This window comes from Ancylobacter pratisalsi (assembly GCF_010669125.1).
GTDB lineage: Bacteria > Pseudomonadota > Alphaproteobacteria > Rhizobiales > Xanthobacteraceae > Ancylobacter > Ancylobacter pratisalsi.
Window position 1 is genome coordinate 4,416,530 of record NZ_CP048630.1, and the last position, 15,025, is coordinate 4,431,554.

General features: G+C 67.7%; 14 protein-coding genes. 8 read left to right on the top strand and 6 right to left on the bottom strand.

All coding sequences use genetic code 11. The annotated features are described in order from the left end of the window. Positions 1-151 precede the first annotated feature (151 nt). Together G3A50_RS20585 and G3A50_RS20590 are read left to right on the top strand one after the other, a co-directional pair. The gene (locus G3A50_RS20585; protein WP_163077933.1) at positions 152-1,852 is read left to right on the top strand and encodes an extracellular solute-binding protein; all 1,701 of its coding nucleotides are present in this window, start codon (positions 152-154) and stop codon (positions 1,850-1,852) included. A gap of 205 nt (positions 1,853-2,057) precedes the next feature. Continuing rightward, positions 2,058-2,372 (top strand): hypothetical protein, encoded by a 315-nt coding sequence (locus tag G3A50_RS20590; protein ID WP_163076978.1) that lies wholly within the window; start codon positions 2,058-2,060, stop codon positions 2,370-2,372. 205 nt (positions 2,373-2,577) lie between these two features. Here G3A50_RS20590 and mfd read toward each other — a convergent pair whose 3' ends face one another. Further along, positions 2,578-6,093: a transcription-repair coupling factor gene (gene mfd, locus G3A50_RS20595; protein WP_163076979.1), complete on the bottom strand. Its 3,516-nt coding sequence runs from the start codon at positions 6,091-6,093 to the stop codon at positions 2,578-2,580. Further along, positions 6,090-6,386 carry an FAD assembly factor SdhE gene (locus tag G3A50_RS20600; protein ID WP_163076980.1) on the bottom strand — a complete coding sequence of 99 codons (297 nt, stop codon included), beginning with the start codon at positions 6,384-6,386 and terminating at the stop codon, positions 6,090-6,092. Before G3A50_RS20600 ends, mfd begins: the two co-directional genes overlap by 4 nt. 193 nt (positions 6,387-6,579) lie before the next feature. On the opposite strand from G3A50_RS20600, the gene recG reads away from it, so the two are divergent. From recG to mobA, 3 genes are all read left to right on the top strand, one after another. Beyond that, the gene (gene recG / locus G3A50_RS20605; RefSeq protein ID WP_163076981.1) at positions 6,580-8,661 is read left to right on the top strand and encodes an ATP-dependent DNA helicase RecG; all 2,082 of its coding nucleotides are present in this window, start codon (positions 6,580-6,582) and stop codon (positions 8,659-8,661) included. 106 nt (positions 8,662-8,767) lie between these two features. After that, positions 8,768-9,109: a YbaN family protein gene (locus G3A50_RS20610; RefSeq protein WP_246251942.1), complete on the top strand. Its 342-nt coding sequence runs from the start codon at positions 8,768-8,770 to the stop codon at positions 9,107-9,109. Continuing rightward, positions 9,106-9,732 carry a molybdenum cofactor guanylyltransferase MobA gene (gene mobA / locus G3A50_RS20615; protein ID WP_163076983.1) on the top strand — a complete coding sequence of 209 codons (627 nt, stop codon included), beginning with the start codon at positions 9,106-9,108 and terminating at the stop codon, positions 9,730-9,732. The genes G3A50_RS20610 and mobA overlap by 4 nt, the downstream gene beginning before the upstream one ends. Here the strand turns inward: mobA and mobB are convergent. Continuing rightward, positions 9,717-10,274, bottom strand: coding sequence for a molybdopterin-guanine dinucleotide biosynthesis protein B (mobB, locus tag G3A50_RS20620; RefSeq protein ID WP_163076984.1), 558 nt, complete (start codon positions 10,272-10,274; stop codon positions 9,717-9,719). The genes mobA and mobB overlap by 16 nt on opposite strands. A gap of 134 nt (positions 10,275-10,408) precedes the next feature. On the opposite strand from mobB, the gene G3A50_RS20625 reads away from it, so the two are divergent. Next, positions 10,409-10,687: a sulfurtransferase TusA family protein gene (locus tag G3A50_RS20625; RefSeq protein ID WP_163076985.1), complete on the top strand. Its 279-nt coding sequence runs from the start codon at positions 10,409-10,411 to the stop codon at positions 10,685-10,687. Here the strand turns inward: G3A50_RS20625 and G3A50_RS20630 are convergent. Beyond that, positions 10,684-10,977: a DUF2218 domain-containing protein gene (locus G3A50_RS20630; RefSeq protein ID WP_163076986.1), complete on the bottom strand. Its 294-nt coding sequence runs from the start codon at positions 10,975-10,977 to the stop codon at positions 10,684-10,686. The genes G3A50_RS20625 and G3A50_RS20630 overlap by 4 nt on opposite strands. An 86-nt stretch (positions 10,978-11,063) precedes the next feature. Here G3A50_RS20630 and G3A50_RS20635 point away from each other — a divergent pair, with 86 nt between their 5' ends. Next, positions 11,064-11,708: an alpha/beta hydrolase gene (locus tag G3A50_RS20635; protein WP_246251948.1), complete on the top strand. Its 645-nt coding sequence runs from the start codon at positions 11,064-11,066 to the stop codon at positions 11,706-11,708. Between the two features lie 92 nt (positions 11,709-11,800). Next, complete coding sequence (locus G3A50_RS20640) at positions 11,801-13,333, top strand: MFS transporter (protein ID WP_163076988.1); 1,533 nt, start codon at positions 11,801-11,803, stop codon at positions 13,331-13,333. On the opposite strand, the gene G3A50_RS20645 is transcribed toward G3A50_RS20640, so the two are convergent. Next, on the bottom strand, positions 13,302-13,874 hold the full coding sequence (locus G3A50_RS20645; RefSeq protein ID WP_163076989.1) for a cytochrome b: 573 nt from the start codon (positions 13,872-13,874) through the stop codon (positions 13,302-13,304). The two genes, G3A50_RS20640 and G3A50_RS20645, sit on opposite strands and share 32 nt — an antisense overlap. Continuing rightward, complete coding sequence (locus tag G3A50_RS20650) at positions 13,871-14,983, bottom strand: catalase family peroxidase (protein WP_210255185.1); 1,113 nt, start codon at positions 14,981-14,983, stop codon at positions 13,871-13,873. The genes G3A50_RS20645 and G3A50_RS20650 overlap by 4 nt, the downstream gene beginning before the upstream one ends. Positions 14,984-15,025 lie beyond the last annotated feature (42 nt).

Consider the following 15,025-nt stretch of genomic DNA (forward strand, 5'->3'; position numbering starts at 1 on the left):
GAGATGAAGCGTGACCGGTATCACCCGCCGCGCCTTGATGCGCAACGCTCTTCTCGCCGGTGGCGGGGTCGTCGGGGCTGGTTTCCTCCCCTTTCGTGCCTTTGGCGGCGTTGAATCCGCTTCCGCGGGCGCTCCGGCCCATGGCATCGCCATGCATGGCCGCCCGCTCTATCCGCCCGACTTCACCCATTACCGCAGCGTCAATGCCGAGGCGCCCAAGGGCGGGCAGATGATTCAGGCGGCGGTCGGCACCTTCGACAGCCTGAACCCCTTCATCATTCGCGGCACGGCGCCTCCCTTCGTGCGCTGGAACATCATCGAGAGCCTGATGGCGCGCAGTCCCGATGAGGCCTTCACCTGCTACGGGCTGCTGGCGCGGAGCGTCACCACCGACGATGCGCGCTCTTTCGTCGCCTTCGAGATCGACCCCGCCGCGCGCTTTTCCGACGGCACGGCGGTGACGGCGGATGATGTGCTGTTTTCCTTCGAGCTGCTGCGCGCGAAGGGCCAGCCGAACCATCGCAGCTATTACGGCAAGGTGGCGCAGGCCGTGGTCACGGGCCCGCTTGAGATCCGCTTCGAGTTCGCGACCGTGGATCGCGAGCTGCCGCTGATCCTGGCGCTGATGCCGGTGCTGGCCCGCCATTCCATCGACGAGGCGCGCTTCGAGGAGACCAGCTTCACCGCGCCCCTCGGCAGCGGGCCCTACACCGTCGGCGAGGTCAAGCCGGGCGACACCGTGGTGCTCAAACGCCGCCCGGACTATTGGGGCCGCGACCTGCCGGTCAATCGCGGCAATTTCAATTTCGATGTGCTGCGCTACGATTTCTACCGCGACGTGAACAGCCAGTTCGAAGCCTTCAAGCGGGGGCTGTACGACATTCGCTTCGAGACCGATCCGGGCCGTTGGAAGACCGGCTACAACATTCCCGCCGTGCGGGAAGGACGGATCATCCGCGAGGATGTGGCGAACGGCCGGCCCAAACCCTATTCGGCGCTGGTCTTCAACATGCGCCGCGACATCTTCGCCGATGTGCGGGTACGTCAGGCGATGACCGAGCTGTTCGATTTCCCATGGATCAACGAGAATCTCTATTTCGGGCTCTACCGCCGCAATGGCAGCTTCTACGATGGGTCGGAGCTGTCCGCCCGCGGACGGCCCGCCGAGGCGCCCGAGCGCGCGCTTCTCGCCCCCTTCCCCGACGCCGTGCTGCCCGAGGTGATGGACGGCACGTGGGAGCCGCCCACCGCCGACGGCTCGGCGCGCGACCGCGGCAAGCTGCGCCGCGCGCTGGACCTGTTCAGCGCCGCGGGCTGGGAGCTTCAGGGCGGGACTCTCGTGGCGAAGGGCACCGGCAAGCGCTTCGCACCGGAGCTGATCGTTGGCACCAAGGATCAGGAGCGCCTCGCCCTCGCCTACCAGAACATGCTGCGCCGCGCCGGTATCACGCTCTCGATCCGGCTGGTCGACAATGTCCAGTTCGAGGCCCGCAAGCAGACCTATGACTACGACATGGTGCCCTATATCTGGGACCAGTCGCTTTCGCCAGGCAACGAGCAGGCGTTCTATTTCGGCTCGGCCGCGGCCGACGTGCCGGGCACCCGCAATTTCATGGGGCTGAAGAGCGCGGCGGCGGATGCGATGATCGAGGCGCTGCTCGCCGCCCGCGAGCGCCCCGAGTTCATTTCCGCCGTGCGTGCGCTCGATCGCGTGCTGATCTCGGCGCGGTTCTCTCTGCCGCTGTTCTACACCCCCACCCAGTGGATCGCGCGCTGGCGCCGGATCGCCCGGCCGGAGAACGTCGCGCTGGCCGGCACACTGGCAGAAAGCTGGTGGCAGGCCGACTTGTGAGGCGCCGGGCCTGTGAACGCGGGCGCAAATGCCGTAGGGTTAGAGGCGCACGGTCCGGGACCCTGCCGCCACACTCCGGGGATTCGTTGACCTTGATGGCATGAAGCGCTGGACAGGTGGCCCGGAAAGGGTTCCTTAGGTCCCATTGACCGTGGCACCGCCAGCCTTTCAGGCTGGGCCACACCGATCGTTTCGGAGTTCGATCATGCGTTACGTCGCGTTTCCCGTCCTCGCCCTTCTTCTGGGCGCGAGCCTTCCCGCGAACGCGCAGTCGACGATCACGGTGCGGCCGGGTCCGCAGCCCCAGCCCGGCGGCGGGCTCGAGATCAACATCCCGCCGGTCAACAACCCGAATTTTCTGGATTACGGGCCGCTCCCCGACCCGCGCGGCTCCGGCAAATCCAACGACTATATGAACCAGGCCGGCGGCAACAGCCCGATCGGCGGCGGGCCCGGCTCGGACTTCGATGCCGACATCCTGCCGGACAGCGACGGCGCCTATAACGGCCCGATCGACTGATCGCGGCCAAGGCCCCGCTTCCCCGCCCCTTCGCTCGCCGACACTAGCCGCCCGGCCGCGCCGCCGTCAGGCTCGTCATGCGGCGTCGCCTCTCGCGCCGTGCAACACGTTGCGGTGCCGGCACGTGGCGGTGCCTGCAGGTTGCGCCGGAAGCGCGGGGCGTATGCTGCCCCTCTCTCCCGCCACCCGTCTCACGCCGCACGTCTCACGCGGCTCTCGCGCCCTGCTCGGCGATCTTCGCCAGTTCCTTGAGGATCGCGGAGGCCCCGCGCAGGCGCGCCGTCGCGTCCGGCCAGTCTTCCGAGAACACCACCTTGCCGTCCGGGCGCATCTTCGCGATCACATGCGGCTTGCCGACATACTGGATGAAGCCGGCCGGATTCGGGAACCGCCCGTCGCGGAAGGTCAGCACCATGCCGCGCGGGCCGGCGTCGACCTTCTCGACATTGGCCCGCCGGCACAGCGCCTTGATGGCGACCAGCTTGAGCAGAAGTTCCACTTCCTCGGGCAGCGGGCCGAAACGGTCGACCAGCTCGGCGCCGACGGATTCGATCTCGGCGTCGGTCTCCAGATCCGCCAGCCGCCGGTAGAGGCTGAGCCGGACGTGCAGGTCGGCGACGTATTCTTCCGGGATCAGCACCGGCATGCCGATCGAAATCTGCGGCGACCACTTGTCGGCCACCGGCGCGGTGATGCCGGCCTTGAGGTTGGCGATCGCCTCCTCCAGCATCTCCTGATAAAGTTCGTAGCCGACTTCCTTGATGTGCCCGGACTGCTCGTCACCGAGCAGATTTCCCGCGCCGCGAATGTCCAGGTCGTGGCTCGCGAGCTGGAAGCCGGCGCCCAGCGTATCCAGCGACTGCAACACTTTCAGCCGGCGCTCGGCCTGCGCGGTCAGCGTCTTGTTGGCGGGCAGCGTGAAGATCGCATAGGCGCGCGTCTTGGAGCGGCCGACCCGCCCGCGCAGCTGGTAGAGCTGGGCGAGGCCGAACATGTCGGCGCGGTGGATGATCAGCGTGTTCGCGGTGGGAATGTCTAGGCCTGATTCGACGATGGTGGTGGAGAGCAGCACGTCGAACTGTCCGTCATAGAAGGCGGACATGATCTCCTCGAGCTGCGTCGCCGCCATCTGGCCGTGGGCCACGGCGACCCGCACCTCCGGCACTTCCTTGTCGAGGAACACCTTCACCTCGGAAAGGTCCTCGATGCGCGGGCACACATAGAAGCTCTGCCCGCCGCGATAGCGCTCGCGCAGCAGCGCCTCGCGCACGATCAACGGATCGAACGGGGTCACGAAACTGCGCACCACGAGGCGGTCCACCGGGGGCGAGGCGATGATCGACAGTTCGCGCACGCCGGTCATGGCAAGTTGCAGCGTGCGCGGAATCGGCGTCGCGGTCAGGGTCAGCACATGCACCTCGGCGCGCATCTGCTTCAGGCGTTCCTTGTGGCCGACGCCGAAATGCTGCTCCTCGTCGACGATCACGAGGCCCAGATCCTTGAACGAGATCGCCTTGCCCAGCAGCGCGTGGGTGCCGACCACGATGTCGACGGTGCCGTCGGCCAGCCCCTTCTTGGTGTCGGACATCTCCTTGCCGGTCACCAGCCGCGAGGCCTGGCGCACCACCACGGGAAGGCCCTTGAAGCGCTCGGAGAAGGTCTTGAAGTGCTGGCGCGCCAGCAGCGTGGTCGGCACCACCACCGCCACCTGCTTGCCGTTCAGCGCCACTGCGAAGGCGGCGCGCAGGGCGACCTCGGTCTTCCCGAACCCGACATCGCCGCACACCAGCCGGTCCATCGGGTGGCCGGAGCCGAGATCGTCGAACACCGCTTCGATGGCGGCTTCCTGGTCCTCGGTTTCCTCATAGGGGAAGCGGGCGCGGAATTCGTCATAGATGCCAGCCGCGGGCACCAGACGCGGCGCGTCCTTCAGGTGCCGCTCGGCCGCGATCTTGATCAGCTCGGCCGCCATCTCGCGGATGCGGCTCTTCATCCGCGCCTTGCGCGTCTGCCAGCCACCGCCACCCAGCCGGTCGAGCTGGGCCTCGGTGTCCTCGGAGCCGTAGCGCGACAGCAGTTCGAGATTTTCCACCGGCAGGAAGAGCTTGGAGCCTTCGGCATAATGGATTTCGAGGCAGTCATGGGGCGCGCCCATGGCCTCGATGGTCTTCAGCCCGATGAAGCGGCCGATGCCGTGGTCCACATGCACCACGAGATCGCCCGCCGTGAGCGAGCCCAGTTCCGCGATCACGTCCTGCGGGCGGCGCGCCTTGCGCTTGGGCCGCACCAGCCGGTCGCCGAGAATGTCCTGCTCGCCGATCACGACGAGGGCGTCGGTCTCGAAGCCGCTCTCGATGCCGAGCACACCGAGCGCGATGGTGCCCTTGGGCAGTGCCTCGGCGGTGTCGCGCGTGCCGACCGTCTGCATGCCCTTCAGGCCGTGATCGGCCAGCACCGTCGCCAGCCGGTCGCGCGAGCCGTCGGACCACGCCGCGAGAATGGTGCGCTTCTTCTTGGCGAGATCGCGCAGATAGTCCGCCGCGCTCTGGAAGACATTGCCTTCCGGGTCGGCCCGCTCGGGCGCGAAGGAACGCGCGGCATGGCCGTTGAGATCGACCACGTCCTTGGAATCGGGCAGGGCGAAGCCGGTTACCGCGATGTTCGCCGCCTCGGCGCGCGCGCGCTGCCATTCATCGGCGGTCAGGTACAGCCTTTCGGGCGGCAGCGGCTTGTAGGGGTTGGCGGTGCCGCCCTGCTCCAGCCCGTGGCGGCGGGCGTCGTAATAGTCGGCGATCTGTTCCAGCCGCGAATTCGCCGCCTCGTCGTCCTGCGCTTCGGTGACGATCGGCGCGCCGGGAGCGTAGTCGAACAGCGTGTCGAGCCCGTCATGGAGCAGCGGCAGCCAGTGCTCCATGCCGGGATAGCGCCGTCCCTCGCTGATCGCCTCATAGAGCAGGTCGCCGCGCTGGGCGGCGCCGAACTGGGCGACATAGGCCATGCGGAAGCGCCGCATGGTCTCGGTGGTGAGCTGGAACTCGCTCATCGGCACCAGATCGAGCGCGCGCATCTGCATCGCGGTGCGCTGGGTCTCGGGATCGAAGGAGCGGATCGTTTCCAGCGTGTCGCCGAAGAAGTCCAGCCGCACCGGCTGTTCCATGCCCGGCGGATAGAGGTCGATCAGGCCGCCACGCACGGCATATTCGCCGGTATCGCGCACGGTGGAGGTGCGCACGAAACCGTTCATCTCCGCCCAGGCGACGACATCGTCGAGCAGCAGCGCGTTGCCCGGCGCGGCCGAGAACGCCTGCGTGGCGACCATGGCCCGCCTGGGCACCCGCTGGAGTGCGGCGTTCACGGTGGTGAGGACGATGGTTCCGCCCTCGCGACCCTTCACCCGTGCCAGCCGCGCCAGCGTCGTCATGCGGCGCGCGATGATGGCGGCGTTGGGCGAGGCGCGGTCATAGGGAAGGCAGTCCCAGGCCGGGAACGGCAGAACCTCGACGCCCGGGGCGAAGAAGCCAAGCCCGCGCTCCATCTCCGCCATGCGCTCGGCGTCGCGGCAGATCACCATGAGCGTCGGCCACGGCGCATCGACCTTCGCCGCCAGCGCCCGCGCGAGGTCCGCGACCACGAGACCTTCCATGCCGGTCGGCACGTTGCACAGGGTGAGCGTGCGCCCCGGCGCGAGGCGGGACGTCAGATTCGGCAAGGAGGTCTTCATAGTTCGGGAACGCCCTCACCCGACAGATGGAACTGGCGGAAGCGATGAAACACGGGGGTGTCGAAGTCGGCCGGCGGGGTGCCGCTGGCAAGCCAGCCGAACAGGTCCGGGTCCTCGACCTCGATCAGCAGTTCGAAATCGATCACGTCGGCGTCCGACAGTTCGCCGATCAGCGCATCGGTAAAGCGGCCCATGAGCAGGTCCATTTCGCGCGTGCCGCGATGCCAGGCACGAAAGAGAATGCGGCGGCGGCGGGCATCAAGCCCTGCACTGGAACGCGTGGTCCCGGACATATCTGAACCCCTGTCTGCACGGGTACGGCACGAAAGGCGCTGTGTTTAGCGCGCCGCGGCCGCTCTGTCAGGTTCGCATATGGGTGCACGGGCGCATCCCTGCCCTGCCGGCACCGCGCATGGGTCGCCATCCCCCGGTCTGTGGCGTCCATGCGTTGCGCCGCGCGCGGGCTTCGTCCACTTTCGCCCCATCATGCGGCCGGACATTCTCAACCCCTATTTCGCGTCGATCACCGACCTGCCCGGCATCGGGCCCAAGCTGGCGCGCCCATTCGACCGGCTGCTGGGCCATGAGGGCGGCGCGCGGGTGCTGGACCTCCTGCTCCATCTGCCTTCCTCCACCATCGACCGGCGGGCGCGCCCGACCCTGTCGCAGGTCGAGCCCGATACGGTGGTCACGCTCAAGGTCCATATCGACCGCCATGCCCCGACCCCGCACGGCTCGCGCGCGCCCTACCGGGTCTATGCCCATGACGAGACGGGTGATCTCGTCATCACCTATTTCAAGGGAGAGCGCAGCTGGATGGAGCGCCTGCTGCCGGTGGGCGAGGACCGCTGGGTGTCCGGCACGGTCACGCTCTATGACGGCATTCCGCAGATGTCGCATCCCAACTGGGTGGTGGACGAGGCCGGCCTCGCGAAGATGCCGCAGATCGAGCCGGCCTATCCGCTGGTCGAAGGTCTCGGCCACGGCCATATCCGCCGCGCGGTGGATGCGGCGCTGGCCCGCACCGGTGAACTGCCGGAATGGAGCCATGAAGCGCGTGGCATCGGCTTCCATGCCGCGCTGGCGCAGGTCCACCAGCCGCGCGAGCCGCTCGACGCCGATCCGCTGGGCCCGGCGTGGAAGCGTCTGGCCTATGACGAACTTCTGGCCGGCCAGCTCGCACTTGCGCTGGTGCGGGCACGCACGGTGAAGGCGGTCGGCCGGCCGAGCGTGGGCGATGGCCGTCTCGCCGGGCGCATTCTCGCCGCGCTAGCGTTCCAGCTCACCGGCTCGCAGGTCGCAGCCCTGGCGGCGATCCGGGCCGACATGGCCTCCGGCGACCGCATGCTGCGCCTGCTTCAGGGCGATGTCGGCTCCGGCAAGACCGTGGTGGCGTTGCTCTCCGCCGCGACGGCGATCGAGGCCGGGCGGCAGGCCGCGCTGATGGCGCCGACCGAAATCCTCGCCCGCCAGCACATGAAGACCATCGAGCCGCTGGCCAACACCGCCGGCCTTCGCACCGCCCTGCTCACGGGCCGTGAGAAGGGCCGCGCCCGCAGCGCGATCCTCGCGGCGCTGGAGGCCGGTGAGATCGATCTAGTCATCGGTACCCATGCCCTGTTCCAGGAAGGCGTCGCCTTTCGCGATCTCGCGCTCGCCATCGTCGACGAGCAGCATCGCTTTGGTGTCCACCAGCGCCTCGCCCTCACCTCCAAGGGCGTGGCGGTCGACGTGCTGGTGATGACGGCGACGCCGATCCCGCGCACGCTGGTGCTGACCTATTTCGGCGACATGGAATCCAGCGAGCTTCGCGAAAAACCCGCCGGCCGGAAGCCGATCGACACCCGCGCGGTTTCCACCGAGCGCCTCGACGAGGTGGTGGCGAGCATCGGCCGCGCCTTGAGCGAGGGCCGGCGCGCCTACTGGATCTGCCCGACGGTGGAGGAATCGGAAAAGTCCGATCTCGCCGCCGCCGAGGCCCGGTTCGAGGACCTGCGCCAGCATTTCGGCGACCGTGTCGGGCTGGTCCACGGCAAGATGAAGGGCGCGCAGAAGGACGCCGCCATGGCGGCCTTTGCGACGGGAGAGACCCGGCTTCTGGTGGCGACGACGGTGGTGGAGGTCGGCGTCGACGTGCCCGAGGCCAGTATCATCGTCATCGAGCATGCCGAGCGCTTCGGCCTCGCCCAGCTACACCAGCTGCGCGGGCGCGTGGGGCGCGGCGATATCGCCTCCACCTGCCTGCTGCTGTACCGCCGCCCGCTCGGCGAGATCGCGCGCCAGCGGATCGAGGCACTGCGCTCCTCCGAGGACGGCTTCTTCCTCGCCGAGGAGGATCTGCGCCTGCGCGGGGAAGGCGATGTGCTGGGCACCCGGCAGAGCGGCTTCCCCGGTTTCAAGGTGGCGCGGCTCGACATTCACGGCGATCTGCTGACCAGGGCCCGCACCGAGGCGGCAGACATTGTCCGGAATGATTCTGATCTCACCGGGGAACGTGGAGCTGCGCTCAGGGTTTTGCTACACATCTTCGAGCGTGACGTGGCCGTGAAGTTGCTCAGCGCCGGTTGATTACTACATGAGCAGCAATGAACGACTTGCCCAAGCGGCTTTGATGCAACCTGTGGACGACAGAAGACCGGAAACATATTCCGCAACGTCACCCTTGCGCTGGGCGATGTTCGCGGCAGGGTGGGTGTGCGTCGGCGTCGGTATTGTCGGCATCATCCTGCCGGGCCTGCCGGGGACGGTGTTCCTGATCCTGGCGGCCTGGCTGTTTTCGCGTTCCTCCCCGCGTTTCGAGAGCTGGCTGCTGAGCCATCCGCGCCTTGGCCCCTCTGTGGTGGCCTGGCGGCAGAATGGCGCGGTGCCGCGCTGGGCGCAGTTCGTCGCCACCGGCAGCATGGCGGCGAGCTTCGGCGGCATGGCGCTCATCGGCGTGGCGCTGCCGGTGCTGGGGCTGGTCGGCGTGATTTTCGTCGCCGTCTCCGCCTATCTCCTCACCCGTCCCACCGCATGAGCACGCCGGCCGGGCTGATTCTCGCCGGCGGGTTGTCGCGCCGCATGGGCGGGGGCGACAAGGCGCTGAAGCCTCTGGCCGGTTCCAGCGTGCTCGCGCGGGTGGTGCGGCGCCTCGCCCCGCAGGTCGCGCCGCTGCTGCTCAACGCAAATGGCCCGGCGGAACGGTTCTGGCCCGATATCGGCACGGATGCCCTGCCCGTGGTGCCCGACACCGTGGCCGACCATCCCGGCCCGCTGGCCGGCATCCTCGCCGGGCTGGATCATCTCGCCGCCCGGCTGCCGGGCGCCACTCATCTTCTGACGGTGCCGACCGACTGCCCCTTCCTGCCGCACGACCTCGCTGCCCGCCTCATGGCCGCCGCCCAGCTCACCGGGGCGGCCTGCGCGGTGTCGGGCGGGCGGGTGCATGGCGTGGTTGGCGTATGGAGCGTCGCCTCGCGAGCGAACCTGCGCCGGCTGCTGGTCGTCGACGGCATGCGGCGGGTGGATGGCTGGATCGGGCAGGCGCGCGCTGAACGGGTCGAGTGGCCCGCCCTTCCCTATGACCCGTTCTTCAATGTGAATACGCCGGAAGACCTCGCCGAGGCCGAGCGCCTTCTCGCCCTCTATCCCACGGCCTGAGGCGCGCCGGCCCGCCAGGTCACGCTCGCCACCTCGGCGGCGTAGCGCTCCACCGCATTGGCGATGGCCTCGACATCGTCGAGGTCGATCACCGGCGGCGCGGCGTCCGGCAGCGCGGCATCGGTGGCGATGGCCACGACATGGGGATCCTGAGGGTGCAGGAACGGCTTGCCCACCTCGGCGCGATGGATCTCGATCTTGGGGTGGTGGTCGCGCTTGTAGCCCTCCACCAGCACGAAGTCGCAGGGCGCGAGATGGGACAGCAGCTCCGGCAGCTCGGGCTCGGCCGCCCCACGCAGTTCGTGCATCAGCGCCCAGCGGTTGGCGGAGGAAACCAGCACCTCGCTGGCGCCCACGAGACGGTGGGTGTGCGAATCCTTGCCCGGCTTGTCGACGTCGAATTCATGATGGGCATGTTTGATGGTGGAGACGCGGTAGCCGCGCGCCACCAGCACCGGAATCAGCCGCGCCAGCAGCGTGGTCTTGCCGGCACCGCTCCAGCCCGCGAACCCGATGACACGCATCGTTCCCTCCATCCTCATCGTCCGCCACATCGTCCTCACGCGCCACCAAGTCAAGCCGACCCGGGCCATGGCCCTATCGCGCGGTTCGATCGTCCCGGATTTCCCTTGCCGGAACCCGCGCCCCGGTCTAGGGCCCGGTGTGGAGAGACGCGATGGACGACAGCGCAAACAGCCGGGAAGACGGTGCCGATAACAGCGCGAACGCGCCGGTGCGGCTCGACCTAAAGGGCCTGAAGTGCCCCCTGCCCGCCCTGCACACCCGCCGCGCCCTGGAGCGCGCCGCCCCGGGCACGCGCCTCGTCGTCGAATGCACCGACCCGATGGCGGCGATCGACATCCCCCATCTGGTCAATCAGACCGGCAACGAGCTGGAAGGGCAGGAAACCAACGCGGTGCCACTGGTGTTCCGAATCCGCAAACGATTGATCTAGCTGGCGTCTTTCCAGTCGAACGGCAGCGGCGCCTCACGGAAGGCGAAGCGGTCCAGATGGCGGGAAACCACGCCCTTCATGCGCTCCAGGGTCTCCGTGTCGGGCGCCTCGATGCGCACCTCAAGCGCCTCCGGCCCCGCCGTCATCGTGGTCAACGCCTCATCCGGCAGCTTCACCGTGCCCTGTTCGGGGGTGAAGTCCACCTCCAGCTTGTGCGCCCAGTGCTTGCAGAGCTGCTGCAGGTAGCGGCTGCCATGGCGGGTCGGGATAAGGGCGTGCGTCGAGGCCACGATTTTCTCCTCCGTCGGCGTCGGGCGGCATGGACAAAAAGGCGTCCCGGCGGCCCAATGGCATAGAGTCCAATTTGGGGTGTTTGATGAAACCGTCGCGTCTCTACCTCGCCCTGGTGATGCTGGCGAGCCTGCTGGGCCTCGCCGCCGCCTCCGCCCAGACCTCGCCCCGCCCGCCTTGGGCCGCGCCGCCGGTAACGGCACAGAACGGTCAGGCGCTGCCCACCCGCGAGCAGACCCATGTCTACCTGCTGCGCGGCCTGTTCGGCGTGTTCTCGGAGGGCATGGACAGCCTTGCCAAGGAATTGATTTCAAAAGGATATACCTGCGAGATCTATGGCTGGGACGAGGCCGAGAAAGTGGTGGCCCACATCACCGGTCGCGCCGCCGCCGGCCATACCGGGCCCGTGGTGCTCATCGGGCATTCGCTTGGCGCCAACGCGGTGATTCAGGTCGCGACGGACGTAAATCAGCAGAGCATACCCATCTCGCTCGGCGTGACCTTCGACGCCACCGAACCACCACCGGTGCCGGAGAACGTCGCCATCTTCATCAACTTCTGGGCCAAGGACGGGTTCGGCAGGCCGGTTTCGGCGGTGCCGGGCTTTACCGGACAGCTTGAGAACTATGATCTCTCAGGCATTCCCGGCATCGATCACACCAGCATCGATGCCCGTGACCAGTTCCACCAGTTCATCATTGCCTCGCTGGAGAGCATGACGGCGAAGTAGCTCTCAAAAGCGTTCCAACGCACGCGCCCCCTCGCCGCCGCCCCGCCTATCGGCTATTCAGCCCGCCCGCCTTCTCGCGGGAAGGAGCGGATATGGACGCGGCAACGGCACGGATCAACGAAGCGGGGGATGCATCCCGCGCGAGCCTGCGCGACTGGGCGGCGCTGGCCGTTCTCGCGCTGCCGTGCATGGTCTACGCCATGGATCTCACGGTGCTGAACCTCGCCGTGCCGCACCTCGCGCTTGACCTCAAGCCGTCACCCGCCCAGTTGCTCTGGATCATCGACATTTATGGCTTCATGGTCGCCGGCACCTTGATGCTGATGGGCACGCTCGGGGACCGCATCGGCCGCCGGCGCCTCCTGCTCATAGGCGCCGCCGCCTTCGGGGCCGCCTCGATCCTGGCCGCCTTCGCCCGCAGCGCGGAGGAGCTGATCGCGACCCGTGCGCTGCTCGGCATCGCCGGGGCGACGCTTGCGCCCTCAACGCTTTCCATGGTGCGCAACATCTTCCGGAACGAGCGTGAGCGCACCTTCGCGATTGGAATCTGGATCGCCTGCTTTTCCTCGGGCGCGGCGCTGGGCCCGCTTGTCGGCGGTGTGATCCTGAGCTTTTTCTGGTGGGGCGCCGTATTTCTGGCGGCCGTGCCGGTGATGATCGGGCTGCTGCTGATCGGACCGATCCTGCTCCCGGAATTCCGGGACGCCAAGGCCGGGCGGCTCGACATCATCAGCGCGCTTCAGTGCCTCGCGGCCTCGCTCTCCGTGATCTACGCCATGAAGCACATCGCCGAGAGCGGCCTCGACCTGACGGCATTGGCTGTACTGGCTTTCGGGCTCGTGGTCGGTGCCTTCTTCATCGCCCGGCAGAAGCGGCTGGACGACCCAATGATCGACCTTGAGCTGTTCCGCCATCCCGGCATCGGCGCCGCGCTGGCGCTGAACGTGACGGCACTGTTCGGGGCGATGGGCATCTTCATCTTCATCTCGCAGTACCTTCAGCTGGTGCTGGGAATGAGCGCGATGGAAACGGGCCTGTGGACCGCGCCGTCGGGCCTGTGCTTCGCCCTTGGTTCGCTGGCCACGCCTTATCTCGTGCGCCGGTTCCGCGTTGTCGATGTGCTCAGCCTGACGTTGGCTCTCGCCGTGCTCGGCTTCCTGCTGCTGACGCAGGTGACACCGCAATCCTCGATGATGGTGATGCTGGCGGCAATCGTACTGTTCAGCTTCGGCCTTGCCCCGGTGGGCACCCTCTCCACCGATCTCATGATGCGCGTCGCCCCGCCCGAGCGCGCCGGCGCGGCATCCGGCATTTCCGAGGCGAGCTTCGAGTTCGGCGGCGCGCTCGGCATTGCGGTGCTGGGAAGCCTCGTCGCCGCAAGCTATCGGCTGACGATGGCCGAGGCCGATCTGTCCGGCCTTTCCGCCGAGGCGGCGGACCGGGCCCGGCTCTCGCTGGATGGCGCGGTGACGGCGGCGGCCTCCCTGTCGCCGGAGACCGCCGCCCGCCTGCTTGGCCTCGCCCACCAGGCCTATTCGATCGCCTTCGACCGCGCGGCACTGGCCTGCGTGGTCACGACCCTTATCGGTATGGTCATTGTCCGCCTGAGGCTGGGTCGGGTCTGAGCCTCCGCACCGATGCCATGGACTGGAATACGCCGTCCCGGAAGCCGATGGCGTGCATCAGCGCCGCGCCGATATGGGCAAGGATGAGCGCGAACAGCGTGAACGCCAGCACGGTGTGAGTGCTTCTGAGCACGGCAAACACCATGTCGTTCTGCGGCAGGATCGGGGGAAGCACCAGCCCACCATAGAGCACCACCGGGTAGCGTGCCGCCGAGAGCATGGCCCAGCCGATGAGAGGCACGGCGAACATCAGCCCGTAGAGCCCGATATGCGAGGCGTGGGCGGCAAACCGGAGCCAGACCGGCATTCCCGACGGCAAAGGCGGTGGAGGATTAAACTGCCGATTGATCAGGCGCCCGGCAGCAAGGATGAGGATCGCGATGCCGAGCGGACGATGCACCGATAGCAGCCAGTTATAGTTCGACAGCGAGGCTTCCATGCCGATGCCGATGAACAGCATGGCCAGTATCATCACGGCCATCAGCCAGTGCAGGAGGCGCGACAGCGCGGGAAAGACGGGAAGGCGCGAGGGGCGGCTCATTGCGGATTGCCTTCCTTGGCCGGAAACTGCACCTCGCTCGGCGTTTTCGCTTCGCCGGCGCGGCGGGTGAACGATACGGAATAGGCCGCTGAGCGGGCGCTCAGCAGAGGGTCGTCGGAGGGCGCGATGCCTGACGGCAGCACCAGCGGATCGAAGTTCACATCGCGGCAGTTGCCGGACGCCTCGGCGTCGATGTGGTCGACAGTGAGCGTGCCGAGATCGACCGTCTCGCGCCCCTCCGGCCAGGGCTGCGTCGCGTCATCCGTGGGATCGCCGGGCTGCGCGATCGTCGCAACCAGACGCCACTGCACGGGACCGCGCCCAAGTCGCGCGGCGAAGTCGTCGAACAGGTAATCCGGGTCGGTCGGCTTGGAAGCACCGGCAGGGTCTGCGGGGCTTGAATCGAGCGCGACCAGGGACCACCGCACGGGCGTGATCGTTCCGTCGGCGGCAATGAAGCGGAAGGCGTTCAGACTGTTATAGCTGGCGTCCGCAAATCCTGCGGTGAAGGGGCGCTCCTTGATGCGCTTGAGCGCCCCCGCCGCCTTGGGATGGGCCGCCAGAAAAGCCGAGATACGGGCCGGATCCGGCTTCCCGGTCGCCGGGTCAGCCGCCGTCGCCACCAGAAGGCCGTTGAAGTCCTGCGCAGTGGGAACGGGAAACACCGGGATATCATTCATGCCGGTGCGCCATTCTTCGCCGTCTGGCAGCTCGAAACGCAGTGCCAGGCTGCGCACCAGCGTCTCGTTGTCGGGCACGAAGGGCTTGCCGACAGCAACGGCAAGGCGGCCGGTAACGGGTCGCGTTCCCGGAGCGAAGACAACGGCTTTCGAAAGCCGCGCGCCGGCGCCGGTGCTCTCGAAGGTGCCGGAAATGCAGGCGCCCTTGGTGTGGTTGCGGCGAAAGCCGGGATGCACGCCGTTCACATTCTGGAATGTATCGACAATGCCGGACGGCGTCAGCCGGTCGGGAGAGAACAGCCCGCCGGCATAGGCAAGTCCGCCCGCAAGTCCGGCAACGACAATCGCCGAAGTTGCCATGGCGGCAAGAATGGGCCTGCGCGGCGGCCAAAGGCGATAGCGTTCGGCGGGTTCGGGGTCAGCGTGCATCGGAAATTCCTCGCAAGACAGGGCGCAGCGTACCTTCATCGA